This window comes from Pseudomonas sp. F3-2 (genome assembly GCF_038804275.1).
Taxonomy (GTDB): Bacteria; Pseudomonadota; Gammaproteobacteria; order Pseudomonadales; family Pseudomonadaceae; genus Aquipseudomonas.
Genome location: NZ_CP152388.1, coordinates 3,431,959 through 3,447,166, shown reverse-complemented (window position 1 = coordinate 3,447,166; position 15,208 = coordinate 3,431,959). Strand labels below are relative to the sequence as shown.

Annotated in this window: 16 protein-coding genes; 8 read left to right on the top strand and 8 right to left on the bottom strand. The window is 61.8% G+C overall.

Annotation, left to right across the window (positions count from 1 at the left end):
- Positions 1–22: 22 nt before the first annotated feature.
- Genes AAGQ88_RS15720 through AAGQ88_RS15710 form a run of 3 tightly spaced genes read right to left on the bottom strand, consistent with a single transcriptional unit; the run spans position 23 to position 2,408 of the window.
- Positions 23–622 carry an SAM-dependent methyltransferase gene (locus AAGQ88_RS15720; RefSeq protein WP_342652877.1) on the bottom strand — a complete coding sequence of 200 codons (600 nt, stop codon included), beginning with the start codon at positions 620–622 and terminating at the stop codon, positions 23–25.
- Positions 619–1,380 (bottom strand): PIG-L family deacetylase, encoded by a 762-nt coding sequence (locus AAGQ88_RS15715; RefSeq protein ID WP_342652876.1) that lies wholly within the window; start codon positions 1,378–1,380, stop codon positions 619–621. The genes AAGQ88_RS15720 and AAGQ88_RS15715 overlap by 4 nt, the downstream gene beginning before the upstream one ends.
- Complete coding sequence (locus AAGQ88_RS15710; protein WP_342652875.1) at positions 1,377–2,408, bottom strand: acyl-CoA dehydrogenase; 1,032 nt, start codon at positions 2,406–2,408, stop codon at positions 1,377–1,379. Before AAGQ88_RS15710 ends, AAGQ88_RS15715 begins: the two co-directional genes overlap by 4 nt.
- Before the next feature lie 231 nt (positions 2,409–2,639).
- On the opposite strand from AAGQ88_RS15710, the gene AAGQ88_RS15705 reads away from it, so the two are divergent.
- From AAGQ88_RS15705 to AAGQ88_RS15695, 3 genes are all read left to right on the top strand, one after another.
- A complete protein-coding gene (locus AAGQ88_RS15705; protein WP_342652874.1) occupies positions 2,640–3,044 on the top strand; it encodes a DUF2946 family protein in 405 nt (134 codons plus the stop codon).
- A 160-nt stretch (positions 3,045–3,204) separates the two neighbouring features.
- Entirely contained in the window at positions 3,205–3,813 is a 609-nt protein-coding gene (locus AAGQ88_RS15700) for an SCO family protein (protein WP_342652873.1), read from the top strand.
- On the top strand, positions 3,813–4,298 hold the full coding sequence (locus AAGQ88_RS15695; protein WP_342652872.1) for a copper chaperone PCu(A)C: 486 nt from the start codon (positions 3,813–3,815) through the stop codon (positions 4,296–4,298). Before AAGQ88_RS15700 ends, AAGQ88_RS15695 begins: the two co-directional genes overlap by 1 nt.
- Positions 4,299–4,343: 45 nt before the next feature.
- Here AAGQ88_RS15695 and AAGQ88_RS15690 read toward each other — a convergent pair whose 3' ends face one another.
- The 5 genes from AAGQ88_RS15690 to AAGQ88_RS15670 form a co-directional block, all read right to left on the bottom strand.
- Complete coding sequence (locus AAGQ88_RS15690; protein WP_342655820.1) at positions 4,344–5,618, bottom strand: Nramp family divalent metal transporter; 1,275 nt, start codon at positions 5,616–5,618, stop codon at positions 4,344–4,346.
- Between the two features lie 139 nt (positions 5,619–5,757).
- A complete protein-coding gene (locus AAGQ88_RS15685; RefSeq protein ID WP_342652871.1) occupies positions 5,758–6,423 on the bottom strand; it encodes a glycosyltransferase in 666 nt (221 codons plus the stop codon).
- 201 nt (positions 6,424–6,624) lie between these two features.
- Positions 6,625–7,188, bottom strand: coding sequence for a type 1 glutamine amidotransferase domain-containing protein (locus AAGQ88_RS15680; protein ID WP_342652870.1), 564 nt, complete (start codon positions 7,186–7,188; stop codon positions 6,625–6,627).
- A gap of 230 nt (positions 7,189–7,418) precedes the next feature.
- The gene (locus AAGQ88_RS15675; protein WP_342652869.1) at positions 7,419–7,742 is read right to left on the bottom strand and encodes a hypothetical protein; all 324 of its coding nucleotides are present in this window, start codon (positions 7,740–7,742) and stop codon (positions 7,419–7,421) included.
- A 351-nt stretch (positions 7,743–8,093) separates the two neighbouring features.
- Complete coding sequence (locus AAGQ88_RS15670; RefSeq protein ID WP_342652868.1) at positions 8,094–9,419, bottom strand: OprD family porin; 1,326 nt, start codon at positions 9,417–9,419, stop codon at positions 8,094–8,096.
- Positions 9,420–9,865: 446 nt separating this feature from the next.
- Between AAGQ88_RS15670 and AAGQ88_RS15665 the strand changes: the two genes are divergently transcribed.
- The 5 genes from AAGQ88_RS15665 (at position 9,866) to AAGQ88_RS15645 (ending at position 15,166) form a co-directional block, all read left to right on the top strand.
- Positions 9,866–10,558, top strand: a complete 693-nt coding sequence (locus tag AAGQ88_RS15665; RefSeq protein ID WP_342652867.1) for a response regulator transcription factor — start codon at positions 9,866–9,868, stop codon at positions 10,556–10,558.
- 120 nt (positions 10,559–10,678) lie between these two features.
- Positions 10,679–12,070, top strand: a complete 1,392-nt coding sequence (locus tag AAGQ88_RS15660) for a HAMP domain-containing sensor histidine kinase (RefSeq protein WP_342652866.1) — start codon at positions 10,679–10,681, stop codon at positions 12,068–12,070.
- Between the two features lie 196 nt (positions 12,071–12,266).
- The gene (locus tag AAGQ88_RS15655) at positions 12,267–13,349 is read left to right on the top strand and encodes a glycoside hydrolase family 3 N-terminal domain-containing protein (protein WP_342652865.1); all 1,083 of its coding nucleotides are present in this window, start codon (positions 12,267–12,269) and stop codon (positions 13,347–13,349) included.
- A 102-nt stretch (positions 13,350–13,451) separates the two neighbouring features.
- Positions 13,452–14,216 (top strand): trans-aconitate 2-methyltransferase, encoded by a 765-nt coding sequence (gene tam / locus AAGQ88_RS15650; protein ID WP_342652864.1) that lies wholly within the window; start codon positions 13,452–13,454, stop codon positions 14,214–14,216.
- 164 nt (positions 14,217–14,380) lie between these two features.
- Positions 14,381–15,166 (top strand): sulfite exporter TauE/SafE family protein, encoded by a 786-nt coding sequence (locus AAGQ88_RS15645; protein WP_285425398.1) that lies wholly within the window; start codon positions 14,381–14,383, stop codon positions 15,164–15,166.
- Positions 15,167–15,208: the final 42 nt, after the last annotated feature.

Genomic DNA, 15,208 nt, shown 5'->3' with positions numbered 1-15,208 from the left:
GAAGGGCGGGTGTCAGGTCACTTCAGATCACACGCTCGTGCAGGTCGAATCCGCCGGGGCGCTTGCTCCACATCTCCAGCAGGAAATCCGTTTCTTCGTGCCTGAGGGTGCGCTGCAGTGACAGGTGCGAATCGAGCAAACCATGGGCTCCCCAGCCATCCATCGGACAGCCGTCGATGGTATGCAACCAGTGGCAGGCGAGTACCGCGCCGTCAGCGGTCAGGCTGTCGCGCATGCGCTCGATGACCGCGACGAAGGCGTCTGGGGTCAGGTAATACGCCCATTCGCTGACCACGATCAGGTCGAACTGGCCGGTCGGCCAATCCTGCGGCAGACAACCCTGTATGACCTGAGCGCGCGAATACTGGCTCAGCCGTTGCGTTGCCAGTTCCACGGCCCGCAGGCTCATGTCCATGCATAAAAGCGCGTCGCTGCGTTGGGCCAGACGCAGACTCAGTTCGCCATTCGCGCAGCCCGGCTCGAATACTCGTGCATAGCGCTGGCGAGGCAGCGCGGCCAATGTCAGGTCACGTTTGCGTTGTTCATACCAGCGTGTGCGGAAGGCCCAGGGGTCGTCGTTGTCGGCGAACAATTCATCGAAGTACTCGGCAGGAAGGCTCACAGAAACACCAGTTCGAAAGGCTGCAGCAGGCGCTCCAGCGTGGCGGGGCTCAGCACCGGCGCAGCGCCGGTGCTGGGATCATCGTGCAACTGACTGGCATGCGCAGTGATCGCCAGCCGTTTGCGCTGCAGTTGCGCGTCGCTGAGCATCAGCTTGCGGGCCTGCTCCCACGGAATGCGCGGGTCATTAGGTTCGGCCCAGTGCCAGGCCCACACGGGAATCTCCAGCAGAGTCGCGCCGGTGTTAGCCACGGCTTGCGCGGCGCAGTGGCCGACGGCTTCATGATCACAGTGGCCGTCGTGGCGCCAGGTGCTGAGCAGCACGTCGCCAGGGCGCAGATCTTCCGTCAACAGGGCAATCAGTGTTTCGGCGTGCGCTTCGACCTGGCCGTCGGGCATGCCCAGTCGTTGCCAGACCAGCCTGGAAACGTCCAAGCCCAGACTGGCGAGGGCCTGCTCGCTTTCCTTGCGCCGTGCACTGCGCAGTTTCGGCGCGGGCCAGTGGGCGGAGCCGGGATGGCTGCCTTCGCCATCGGTCACGGCGATCAGTTGCACATCGTCCTGGCGATCGGCCATGGCCGCCAGCAGCCCGCCGCAGGCCAGGACTTCATCGTCCGGATGGGGCGCCAGCACGATCAGCCGAGACCCCGGCGGTACCAGTTCGTCACGCGTGACAGGCCGACAGCCGCGCAGGGCCACGCTGTTTTGCCACTCACTGAGCGGCGTGCCACTGACGCCGAAGGGCAATTGCTGAGTCATAGTGACCAGTCCTCGGCTTGCCGCGCGGCAAGCAATTGGCCCAACTGGGCCAGATCACGCTCGGCGTGGCTTTGTCTGATGAACACCGGCAGGTCGGCCGCCAGCCGGGCGAAGTGCGCATCGCGGCAGAATGGCGTGGCACCGAGGGCGCGACCGACATGACGGCTGACCTGTTCGACGGCCATTTCAACCTGCGCCCGAAGACGCTGAACCGGCAAGCGCGCATCCTCGCGCGGGTGAGCGTCGATCCAGGCGGCGCATTCACGCATGGCCGCCGCTGCGCCCAACATGGCGGCGTCGACACTGCCCAGGTGCGCATCGGCGTGGGGATCGGGGCGGCCCTGGCGACGGTATTGATGCAGCGATCTGGCCAGCGCCACGGCGGCGCCGTACCAACCCGCTGCAATGCCCGCGCCGCCTTGCCAGAAGCCCGGCCGCGCCAGGTAATCGCCGCTCTCGCCGACACACTGTCCCACGGCGTTGTCGAGGTGAACGTCCACGCTTGCGGTACTGGCCATGCCGACGGCTTGCCAGGCCTGGGCGTCGATGCTGACGCCCGGCTGATCGAGCTGCACGGCGACCAGGTAAGGCCGGTCATGTGCATCCCATGCAGTGAGCAGCGCATAGTCGATCTGTTGAGCGCCGGAGCACCAGGCCTTGCGGCCATCGAGGCGGACCTGGCCGTTGTCCGGCTGGCTCACCCGAACGCGGGCATTCGGAGGCTCGGCGGCCCAGACGCCCCAGATGCCGTGTCCGGAGAACGGCGCAGCGTTCAGCTCGGCGAGGATCGCCAGGGCGTCGGTGTGGCCTTCGAACAACTTGAACAACGCCAGGTCGATCCCTGCGACTGCGGCCAGCTGCTGCCAGCGGGCGAGGGTGCGGCCGGCGCCCGGCAGTGGCAGTCGATCCAGGTCCGACTCGATGCAGCGGATCATCGCGGCACGCAGTGCTGCGTCCGGCGCGGCGGCGTTGAGGCGCTGGGCAAAGGACGCCAGTGCGGTTTCGAGGGTGATTGCGTCGTCGCGCATGCCTGAGTTTCTCCCGGCGTTTCAGGGCTGACGCGTAGTGCGCAGGCTGTTCATCGAATTCGGCATTGATCGCGGTCCGGGGTTCAATAAGAATCCGCGCCGATTGCGTGTGCAGGGTCGGGCGACAGGACGTGGTGCTCGAACGCAGTGCCAGGCCTGTGCGGTTTTGTCGCACCCGGCAGTCAGAGGGCCGGGCGTGCGCGGACCCGCAACGCGGTAGAATCGCGCCCCATGAAATTCGTCCGAACCCACCAATCGCTCATTGCCTGGATGCTCTACGGCGCCATCCTGTTCAGCGGGCTCGTGTGCAGCCTCAGCCATGGGCAGATGCTGCGGGCGTTCAACCAGTTCAGTGGGCAAAACAGCGCGGACGTGGCCTGCAGCGAGCACCCCGGCATGTCCGCCGTGGCTGGCGACACCCGGATGGACATGGCGCAGATGGGCGATCATGCGCAGTTGATGAAACTGTCGATGACCGACTGCGCATTCGCCGGCACGCTGGCGCTATCGCTGGTGTTTTTCGTAGGTCTTACCTGGCTGGCGAATCAACGGCGCAGGCCGCAACTGCGTTACGACCCTCTGCTGCGCAAACCCCCGCGACATCTCTTTCCCGCGCTGCTGCCCCAGGCGCCCTGAGCGGGCGGCCCGCAATGTCCCGGCGCGAAGGCCGGGCACCGCTGTTTCGCTCGATCCTCCTTGGGCTGCCCGGCTACGCCGTGTGCGGGTCGGCAATGTTCCGGGCTGGATGGAAAAGGGCTGGCGTCTATGCTGGCCATTGTTTGCGAGAGTTTGTCTTATGAATGATTTACTCACCCGCCGTCAGGTGGTCACCGGGATGGGCCTGCTGGGTCTGGGCCTGCTCGCCGGTTGCGATGGCTCGACCACCGCGCTGGATTTCAAATACGGCAAGGACCTGAGCAACAAGATCATGGGCCGTACCTTCAAGCTCACCGACACGCAAGGCGAGGTGAAGACGCTGTCCAGCTATCGCGGCCTGATGCCGATGGTGTTCTTCGGATTCACCCAGTGTCCATCGGTGTGCCCGACCGCTCTGGCCCGCGCAGCGCAGATCAAGAAGATCATGGGCGAGGAAGGCAAAACCTTGCAGGTCATCTTCATCACAGTCGATCCGGAGCGCGACACGCCGCAGATCCTTGACGCTTACGTCAAGCAGTTCGACCCAGGCTTCGTGGCATTGCGCGGTACGCTTGCGCAAACCGAGCACGTGGCCAAGGAGTTCGGCGTGTTCTACGAGAAAGTGCCCATCGGCGACACCTACACCATGTCCCACACGGCCACCAGCTTCGTCTTCGATTCGCGCGGTAACCTGCGCCTGGGCCTGTCGCCTTCACTCTCCGCCAAACAATGCGCGGAAGATCTGCTCACTGTCATGGAGGTTTGCTGATGACCCCTCTGTTGCGCAACACGGCCTGGGCCGCGTTCATTGCATTGCTTGCCGCTACGGGTGCTTCGGCATCGGCACAGACGCGCGTCGACGACGCCTGGGTGCGCACGTCGGTGCCCGGTCAGCCTTCCTCCGGCGCGTTCATGCGCCTCACCGCGGACACCGACAGCAAGCTGCTGAGTGTCAGTTCTCCAGCGGCCACGGACGTGCAGATTCATGAGATGAACATGACCAACGACGTCATGCGCATGGGCCCGGTGGATTCGGTCGCGCTGCCAGCGGGCAAGACGGTCTCGCTGGACCCGGACGGCTATCACGTGATGCTGATGGGGCTGGTGGGGCAGATCAAAGAGGGCGATCAGGTGCCGCTGACCCTGACCATCGAAGACGCCAAGGGCGCCCGCGAAACCCTGACGGTCAAGGCGCCGGCCCGCGCCGCGATGGACACGATGAACATGGACCATGATCACGGCGCGTCGCACTGACGGCTCGCACCAGAAGCAACGGGCGCCGGTCGCGATGGCGGGCGCTCAATCCATGAACGTGTTGGTCAACAGCACGACATTCAGCCCGATGATCAACAGCGCAATCGCCCACGCGGTGATGGTCAGCACGCGGCCTGTGACGAAGCTGCCCATGAGTTGCCGGTCCGAGACGAACCGCACCAGCGGGACAATGGCGAAAGGCAGTTGCATCGACAGAATCACCTGACTGAGCACCAGCAATTTGGCCGTGCCCTGCGCGCCGTACAGGCTGGTCACCACGATCACCGGAATGATCGCCAGCCCTCGGGTCAGCAGACGACGCACCCAGCCCGGCAGCTTCATGCGCAGAAAACCTTCCATGACGATCTGGCCCGCAAGGGTGGCGGTCACGGTGGAGTTGATCCCCGATGCCAGCAAGGCCACGGCGAACAGCATCGAGGCGACGCCGACGCCGAGCATGGGCGACAACAGGTGATACGCCTGCTCGATTTCCACCACATCGGTTTTGCCGGCCTTGTGGAAGACGGTTGCTGCGGTGATCAGAATCGCCGCGTTGACGAACAACGCCAGGGTCAATGCAATGCTGCTGTCCGTTACCGCCCAGCGCAGGCCGATCCGTCGGCCTTCGTCGGTGCGCGGGTAGGCGCGGGTCTGGACGATGGAGGAGTGCAGGTAGAGGTTATGCGGCATGACGGTGGCGCCGATAATGCCGATCGCCAGATACAGCGCCGCCGGGTTGGTCACCACTTCGGCCTTCGGAATGAAGCCTGCGAACAGCTCCGCAAGGTCGGGGCGGGCCAGCACCATCTGGATCGCGAAACAGCCGAAAATGATCAGCAGCAGGGCGATGACGAAGGCTTCGAGGGCACGGAAACCCTTACCCATCAGCAGCAGAATCAAGAACACGTCGATGGCCGACAGCACCGCGCCCCAGACCAGCGGGATACCGAACAGCAGGTTGAGGGCGATGGCGGTGCCGATCACTTCGGCCAGGTCGCAGGCGATGATCGCGGTCTCGCAGGCCAGCCACAGCGCGATGCAGACCGGCCGGCTGTAGCGCTCGCGGCACGCACGCGCCAGGTCCCAGCCGGTGACGATGCCGAGGCGTGCCGAGAGCGCTTGCAACAGAATGGCCATCAGGTTGGACAGCAGAATCACCGAGAGCAGCATGTAGCCGAATTGCGAACCGCCGGCGATGTCGGTCGCCCAGTTGCCGGGGTCCATATAGCCGACCGCGACCATGTAGCCGGGGCCAGTGAAGGCCAGCAGGCGCTTGAACCAGTTGCCGGTTTTGGGCATTGCAACGCTGGCGCTGGGCATGCCGCCGCCCAGTGTGTCGTCGTCGCCGGGATTGGCCCGGTTTTTTATCGGTTGCATGAAAAGTCGTTCCGGCTGGGTGTAAATGAGCGGTGCAGAACTAACACCGGACGTCAGCGCCCGGTACCCGCTATAGACAGGGTTAGCTCATTAACGAGGGCGCCGCCAACGAGTTGAGGTAATCGCCGAAACCTTCCTTGCATCGGTAGTTTTTTCGCGCGCTGGTGACGACGCTGTTGCGCGCGGTCCACGCGATTCTCGCGCCGATACGCTGCAGGTCCTCGACCAGGTGCACATCTTCATGAGCGGGCAGGGCTTTGAAGCCACCTGCCCGTTGATAAGCCTTGGCACACACGCCCAGGTTGGCGCCGTGAATATGCCGGTGGTCCTCGACGGGACGATACAGCGCGTCGTAGCGCAGGCGCACTTGCTCGGGATGCTCCGACCAGTCGCTGACCTGAACGATGCCACACACCGCGTCGACTTTCAGGCTCATCTGCTCGGCGAGCCACGCATAAGGCACGACGCTGTCGGCATCGGTAAACGCCAGCCAGCGGGCGCCGCGTTCGAGCATCAAGCGCGCACCCGCGGCACGGGTCATGCCGACATTGCGGTACTCGCACAGATGCGTCAGCACGCCATGGGATCGGGCCACGCTGACCGAGTCATCGGTGCAGTCGTCGAGCATGATCAAGATCTCGACCGGCTCGCCCGCGAGCTCTTCATGAGCACTGGCGGCGATCAGCGATTTGATGCAGTCATCCAGAAAATCTTCTTCGTTGTGCGCAGGGACAATGATTCCAATCATGTATCGATCTCGTCTCGGCACCAGCGATGGTCGTGGCGTCCTTTCAATGTCGACCTGCGCGGCGAAAAAATGGTTGCAAGTATTTTCGCTTGCGAAGGCGACTGAACCTCTAACCGCGCGTGTCTGTTTCGCCATATGAAAGACGCCGCTATCGAGCGGCGTCTTTTGTCTTACGGTGCAACCAGGCCCGAGGCCTGACGGTTATGCGGCGATGAGCGATTTGCCGATGGCTTCGTTAAAGGCCGGCAGATCATCCGGCGTGCGTGAGGTGATCAGAGTCCAGCCGTTGGCCGGGCACTGTTTGACTTCGGTGTCGACCCAGCCTGCTGCTTTGGCATTGAGCAGGTCAGTGCGCACGCTCGGGTATGAAGTCAGGGTCTTGCCCTCGATCACGCCTGCATCGATCAACAGCCACGGGCCGTGACAGATGGCTGCGACTGTCTTGCCGGCCTTGGCGAACTCACTGACCAGGCGCTGGGCATCGCTGTCCTGGCGCAGGGTGTCGGCATTGACGGTGCCGCCGGGAATCACCAGCGCATCGAACTGGCTGGCGGTCAGGCCGGCAAGCTTGCTGTCGGAAGTGACACGTGAATCCTTGTCGGTGTCGTGCAGGAATAACTGGGCGGCACCGCCTTCGATCGTGGCATGGGTGACGGTTGCGCCCATTTCTTTCAAGGCTTGCAAAGGCTTGAGCAGCTCGTCACGCTCGATCCCGGTGTTGGCCGTGATGATCAGTACCTTCTTGCCGTTCAGTTCAGTGCTCATGTTCACGATCTCCTCAATGGTTGAAACGACGTCGTGTCACCTGCGATGCAGGCGTACGGATGCCGACGTGTTGGTTTTCAGAGGCGAACGGAAAACTGAAAGTTCAGGCCGATTGCCTGACCGGGCTACGGCCATATTGCCGCGAGGCCGTCTAAAGAAAGGCTCTCACCTGGACGAGTGCCGTGGACACTGTCCGCGAGCGCTCGTCATGGCTGAAGGGTAAGGGCGCTTTACAGGCAGTCGCGGGCGGCCTGTTCCAGCGCGTTGCGACCGAATGCCGACGAGAGCGGCGCCCGCTGGTAAAGGAAGACGCGAGTCGTGGGGTTGCCTTTGTAGATTTCCAAAATCTCATCGGAGGCGACTTTGCTGACCACCAGCAACTTGTAATGCCCCTTGCTCTCGGTCATGGAAGCATCTGGCTTGATCTGTTGCCATTTGGGAAACACGCACTGCGCGTATTCGGAAGCGCTTTTGCGGGTGTCCAGATTCAGCGACGGGTTATTCGGTGTAGAACTGCAGCCAGCGAGGGCAAGGGCCAACGCAACTGTCGGCATTAAATGACGCATCATTCATCCTGAATAGTTAAGAGTAATCGTGTCGGGCACAGGTGCTCCGCAGTCCGTTCAATGCGCACTTCGCCGTTGTTCTGGAGTGGGTCAAAGTACTGTTCCGTTCCTTGCAAGTGTACACTTGAGCAAGAACCGAAATCATTTGCATCGATGCTGCAGTCATTGTTTTTTTCGGAGGCTGCGTATGTTGACCAGCCGCAACGAAAATGAAAAGCGCGAGTGGCAAAAAACTGCCGATCGGACAGTGGGCTGAACGAGCGTAGAGCGGGTATGCGAGGGGAGGCGCAGCGGGAAGGGGGTGGGCAGAGCGGCTGCCGCGAAGCAGCCGCGAGCGATTTACAGAATGCTGATCGGGTAATCCACGATCAAACGGAATTCGCTCAGATCGCCTTCGCCCTGATCGGCGTTGGCGTTGTGAAAGGCCTGGCGAATGCGGAACGAGAGGTCCTTGGCCGGACCGGTCTGGACGACGTATTTGGCTTCGATATCCGTTTCGTGATGCTTGCCGTCACTGCCATACAGCCCGACGTAGCGGCTGTTGGACGGGGTGTGGGTGCCATCGACGTTAGACCCGTTCAGGTAGCGGGTCATGAAGCTCAGACCCGGCACGCCGTAAGTGGCCATGTTCAGGTCGTAACGGATGCCCCAGGATTTCTCACCCGGACCGTTGAAGTCCGACCATTGAACGGAGTTGGCCAGGAACACCGAGTCTCCGCCTTCACCACCGCCGTTATCACCGGTACTGGCGTAGTCGAACGGGGTGTCGCCGTGCACTTTCTGATACGACAACGTCAACGTGTGCGCACTCAGGAATGAATACGCGGCCGACGCCGAATACGTGGTGTTATTGATCGTGCCGGCCTTGGCCTGACCTTCATCCAGAGTGCGATACAAGTTAACGTCGAACAGCAACGATTGTTCATCGCTCAGTGGCAACGTGTAGTTGGCGTTGACGTAATACTGGTTCCAGATGTCCTTGAATTCCGAACCGTAGAAGCTGACACCCAGCGCCGGGGTGATTGCATATTTGGCACCGGCAAAACTGACGCTGTCGGCGGTCACGCCTGCATAAAGGGCGTAAATATCATGATCGTGGTTGCTGGTAATGCCGCTGTTGGTGCTGGTGTAACGACCGGCTTCCAGATCCAGTCCGTCAAACTCACTGCTGTTGAGATTGAAACCGGTGGCCGATTGCGGAAGCAGGCGGCTGCCGCCCACGGCAAATACCGGAGAAGTCGGTTGCATGTTGCCGTAGCGTAATTCGGTCTTTGAAATCCGCATCTTGATACTGCCGCCGGCGGAACCGTAACTGTCGCGCGGGTCGCCGTCATCGTTGACGGGCAAGTTGCCGGTGCCCGAGTACTTGCTCTCGCCGTCGAGCTTGATGCCCCAGTAACCGTAGGCATCGACGCCGAAGCCGACAGTGCCCTGAGTGAAGCCGGAGCTGTAGTTGGCGATGAATCCCTGAGTCCAGTCGCGATTATCGACACCGCCATTGGTGCGGTTGCGATTGAAGTAATAGTTGCGCGCCAGAACATTGAGGCTGCTATCTTCGATGAAACCCTTGGATTCGGATTGATCGGTAACGGATTCCGCCCATGCCATTTGACTCACTGCGGCCGAAACGGCCAAGGCGACCGCGCTCCAACGTGTTGAACTCATCGTTTTAATTCCCCTGGTATAGATATGGCTCACAGGCGTACCCATACGATCCGCTCGAAGTGGCGGCGAGTATGAGAAAACCGGGCATTACGGCAGGCTGACTAAAGTTCAGCGAGTGGCTGAAGGCGCAGAATCTTTATAGATATAAGACGTTGCGGGCAACGTTGAATGATCTGCGTCGAGGCGTTTTATATCACGGCTGTCTTGTTTGGCAGGGGCCAATATCAATCGGGAATGGTTAAATAAAATTAACTGTCGAACCTGCGTGCGCTTGATTAGTCTCGAGAAAGTTGAAGTCACTCTCATCGCTTCAATGCTCTTTTATTTAACCGCCCTCCCTCTGTGGCGGTTTTTTTTGCCCAAAACCCACGGTCGAGCAACACCGGCTTTACCATTCGCTTGCACGGGTTAACATGATGCACTCGAGTGAAAAGGTTCACGCTGCCATGCGAAACGTCTTGTGCATCGAAGACGACCCCGATACTTCTCAGGAAATCGCCGCACAATTGCGCCGCGTCGGTTATACGGTCGAATGCGTGGCCGACGGTGCCCTCGGTTTGCAGCGAGCGTTGAGCGGAGCGTTCGATGCGATCACCCTGGATCGCATGTTGCCCGGGCTCGACGGGCTGGGTGTCATCACATCGCTGCGGGCTGCCGGTGTGCGTACGCCAGTGCTCATGATCAGCGCCATGAGCGATGTCGATGACCGGATACGCGGCCTGCGTGCCGGCGGTGACGATTATCTGGTCAAGCCGTTCGTGTCCGAAGAGATGGCCACGCGCATCGAGGTGCTGCTGCGCCGCAACAACGACCTTCCCGAGCGGGAGACCGTGTTGCAGGTCGCCGATCTGGTGCTGGACCTGCTGAGCCGCGAGTTGCGGTGCGCCGGACGATCCATCGCGCTGCCGGCCACCGAGTTGCGCCTGCTGGAGTTTCTGATGCGTAACCCGGATGCGTTGGTGACCCGTGCGCTGATCTTCGAGGTCGTCTGGGGCTATCACTTTGATCCGGGCACCAAGCTGATCGACGTGCACCTGACCCGGCTGCGCAAACGTCTGGAAAGCCTGGGCTGTGCACCGGTCATCACCACGCTGCGCGGCTCCGGTTTCAAGCTCGTGACAACGGCTGCGAACCCTTGACTGCTGGCCAGTGGCCCACTAATTGCTGTCGCAACGTACACGATGACTGAATGGAGACGGCTTGTCGCGCGCTGGCCGCTGCGTTCATGCAGTGCGCGGGCGCCAGGCCAATGAATGCTTATGTCCGCGGACCTTTCCGACCTGACCGCCGCGCGCTGCGCCGAGGTGCGTCCGCGCCTGTCGCGCACCACCACGTTCCGCTTGACGGTGACGTATGCCGCGGTGCTGGTCATCGTGGTCGTGTCGTTGATCAGCCTGATCTACTGGCAAGCGGCGGACTACATGGTGCGCCAGGGTGACGCCATCGTCACCGGGCAAGTCCGGGCCCTGTTGTATGTCGACGCCAACGATTTGCCCGACGAGATCGATCGCCTGCAGGCCGGTGATCTGCGTGGGGTGATCCAGTACGGTCTGTTCAGCGCGCAAGGGCGCTATCTGCGCGGCAAGGTTTTCTCGTTGCCGCCAGGCGTAATGCTCAACGGCAAGCCCCATGACTGGCTGGAAACCGGCTTTGAAGACGGCGCGAGAGCAGTTGCCAAGCGCCTGCCCAATGAGCAGATTCTGTTCGTCGGCTACAACGCCAAGACCCTGGCAGGCCTGCGCGACATCATCTTTGACTCACTGTGGTGGAGCGCCGCGTTGATTCTGGCGATCGGTCTGGTGCTCGGCGTGCTGCTGGGCGTGGGGCCATTACGGCGGGTTCGTGCGGTCCAGATCATCAGTCAGCGCATTGCCAGCGGTGACCTGTCGCAACGTCTGCCGCTGTCCGGGCGGGGCGACGAACTGGACGCGCTGTCGTCACTGGTCAACCGCATGGTGAGTGAGATCGGCCTGCTGCTGGAGGAAGTCAAAAGCGTGGGCGACAACGTGGCCCACGATTTACGCACTCCGCTGAACAAGCTGCGCGCGCATCTGCATCGCACGCTGGAGGACTGGTCGGAGACACCGGACGAGCAGTTGCAGGTTCACGTGGAAAAGTCGCTGCACGCCGCCGATGTCCTGCTCGGCCGTTTTCGTGCGCTGCAGCGCATCGCCGAAATCGACAGCAATGCGCGCCTTGCACGCATGGCCACGCTCAATCCCGCGCCGCTGCTGGAGGAGCTGTTCGAGGATTATCAGGCCGTGGCCGAGGAGGAGGGCATTCGCCTGAGCCTGTGCGCCGAGCCGGTGCCTGCCTTGGTGGCCGACCGCGAACTGCTGGCGGAAGCGGTGATGAACCTGCTGGACAACGCCCTGAAGTTCACTGCGTCAGGGGGCCACGTTCAGATGGGCCTGAGGTTCGCGATGGGCCGCGTGCGCATCGAGATTCAAGACAACGGGCCCGGGATTTCCAGCCAGGATCGTGAGCGGGTGCTGCGGCGCTTCTGTCGTGGCCAGCACGACCCACTGGTGAGCGGTGCCGGACTTGGTCTGGCGATTGTTGCGGCAGTCGCTCGTGCCCATGACTTCGATCTCTGCATGGAAGACGCACAGCCCGGTCTGCGCGTCGTGCTGCAAGCGCGACCTGCCTGAGCTTGCGATGTTCTCTTGAGCGAGAGGCGGCGAGCGCACTTGACCGATTCCTCCACTGAAAGTGCACAGTGTTGCTCGGTCATCGTTATTTATGACTTGACCCAAGATTGATTCGCTTTAGAGTGAGCATAAACGAGCGTTATGTTGATTGTCATGGTCATCATCGAGCACGCTCATGTTCGCTTTGGAGGAATAAATGTCTGACCCACTGCAAGAAGCCGCGTATGCCGTGCTGTTGCCTGCGTTTGCCGAACTTGAACTGGACGATGCAGTGCGCCGTTATCTGCAGCGCGGCGGCGTGTCGATCTTGCTCGGTGAAACCCGCGACGAATACCTGGCGCGGCGCATGAGCTTCGAGCGACGACGCGCAGAAACACAGGCTCATTTCATGCGCATCGCCGAGGACGCTGCCGCATGTGCTGGCGGTCCCGTGCTGATCGCTGTCGACCAGGAACTGGGCGGGATCCAGCGTTTGCATCATCTGGTGCCGGGCATGCCGTCCGCCGAGCAGCTCAAGGATCTGAGTTGCGAAGAGATCGAGGCGCGGTCTTATGAGATGGCCAGTTCGGCACGTGTCATGGGGATCAATCTGTTCCTGGCGCCTGTGGTTGATGTCGTCACCGGGGTCAATCCCTGGCTGCACAACCGCAATCTAGGCGCCGATGCTGCTCAGGTGGCGCGTATCGCCTGCGCCTTTATTCGCGGCGTGCAGCGCGCCGGGGTGATTGCCACGGCGAAACATTTTCCCGGTCACTCTCAAACCGAGCACGATCCTGCAGTGGCTCGCGCGACAGTGCCCGGATCGTTCGAAGCGCTCACCGATGGACTGGAGGTCTTCCGCAAGGTCATTGCCGCCGGCGTGCAAGCCATCATGCCGGGGCCAGCGGTATTTCCGGCGCTGGATCCGCTGCAGTCCGCCAGCACCTCGGAAGCGGTGATCGGCCTGTTGCGCGATCAACTGAATTTCGAAGGCCTGATCATTTCCGACGACCTCGACGCCGTGTCGATTCTGCGCGGCAACAGCCTTGCCGACACGGCCGTTGCAGCGTTGCGTGCCGGTGCGCATCTGCTGCTGGTGTCCAGCGAGGCGGGACTCGATGACCTCGCCCAGGCGATCGTCGACGCCGTGGCGGCCGGCCGTCTTGATGCGCAGCGCTTGTTGGCGGCGGCAGAAAAGGTACGAGGTCATGCACAGGTCAACCGTGCGCAGGTCGAGGCGGGCCTGTACGTGTCCTATCCCTTTGCAGGCGGACACATGACGCGTCGGGTCATGCGCTGATCGGCGTGAGTAAAGGGCAGGGGAGATGGTAGGCAGAATCCATGCTGCATTGCACAATGCCTGTCGTTATCGCTCCCCTCCCAGTCAGAGAAGGAATGCCCGATGAGCTGGTCCGCCAGGCAGTATTCAATGTTCGAACAGCAGCGCACGCGTCCGGTCCGTGATCTGGTCGCTGCGATTCCCACCACCGAGGTCAACGTCGCCGTCGACCTGGGCTGTGGACCGGGTAACTCCACGCAAGTGCTGGCCGAACGCTTTGCAAGCGCGACCATCCGTGGCATCGACAGCTCCGATGACATGCTCACGGAGGCACGCCAGCGCCTGCCGGAATTGAGCTTCGAACTGGCCGACATCGCCACGTGGAGACCCAATCAGCGTTTTGATGTGATCCTGGCCAATGCTTCGCTGCAGTGGGTGCCGGATCATGCCGAGCTTTATCCGCGGCTGGTCAATCTGCTGAATCCGGGCGGTACGCTGGCGGTGCAAACCCCCGACAATCTGGAAGAACCGGCCCATCGCGTGGCGCGCGAAATTGCCAGCAGCGGCCCGTGGGCGGACAAGATCGGCAGCGTCAGGCATCCCGACCGTCACCCGGCACGCGCTTACTTCGAATGGTTGCAGCCTCACTGCGCAGAGGTCGACGTCTGGCGCACGACTTATCATCACCCGCTTGCCGGCGGACATGAGGCGGTGGTGGAGTGGTTCAAGGGGTCGGCGCTGCGACCTTACCTTCAACAGCTGGACGAAGACGAGCAGAGCGCATTCCTCGAGACGTACCTGCAGGCGGTCAGTCAAGCCTATCCGGCGCTGGCTGACGGGACGGTACTGCTGCCGTTTCCTCGTCTGTTCGTGCTCGCCACGTGTTGAGGTCAGCGAGGCGTCCAAGCGCTAGCACCCCGCGCTTGGTTGACCTTCAGTTATAACCATAGATCGTTTCGATCTAGGTTTTTAGAAGAAAACGCAAGGTCGTTAGACGAAAAATAGCTATCCTGCCCGCCGGTTTTTCGGATGTACGTTGGTCAGGCAGAACAATGGATTTTGGCAATGTAGGTTTCGTCGTCGCAGGCCTGGTGGTCGGCTTCATCGTAGGGATGACGGGTGTCGGCGGCGGCTCGCTGATGACGCCGATCCTGTTGTGGTTCGGCATCAATCCGGCGACCGCTGTCGGTACGGACTTGCTGTACGCGGCAATCACCAAAAGCGGCGGGGTCCTGGTCCACAAGAAGAATGACAACATCGACTGGGGCATCACGGGCTGGCTCACCTTGGGCAGTGTGCCTGCGGCGGGGCTGACGCTCTGGTTTCTCAGTACGCTGCACACCGCTCCCGATTCAATGAACACGGTGATCAAGCAAGCGCTCGGCGTGGTGCTGCTGCTGACGGCGCTGGCGATCTTCTTCAAAAAGCGTCTGCTGGCCTTCGCTCAGCGGCATGCGGGTGACCACTACCGCCTGAGTGCCCGCAGCCTGAACGGCTTGACCGTGCTGACCGGGGTAATCCTTGGTGTGATGGTGGCGCTGACGTCCATTGGTGCCGGCGCGCTGGGCACGGTGGCGTTGTTCATCTTGTACCCGTTTCTCGACACCCGACGCCTGGTCGGCACCGAAATCGCCCACGCAGTACCACTCACCCTGATCGCGGGACTGGGCCACGCGAGCATGGGCAACATGAACTGGTCGATGCTGGGTTTCCTGCTGATGGGGTCACTGCCGGGCATCTACATGGGCAGCCACCTCGCCGGGCGTGTGCCCGACGCCGTGCTGCGTCCGTGCCTGGCGGCGATGTTGATCGCGATCGGTTACAAGCTCGCGTTCTGAAGACCGGGCGCGATCATGCCGCATCGCGCCTGTCCACCACCG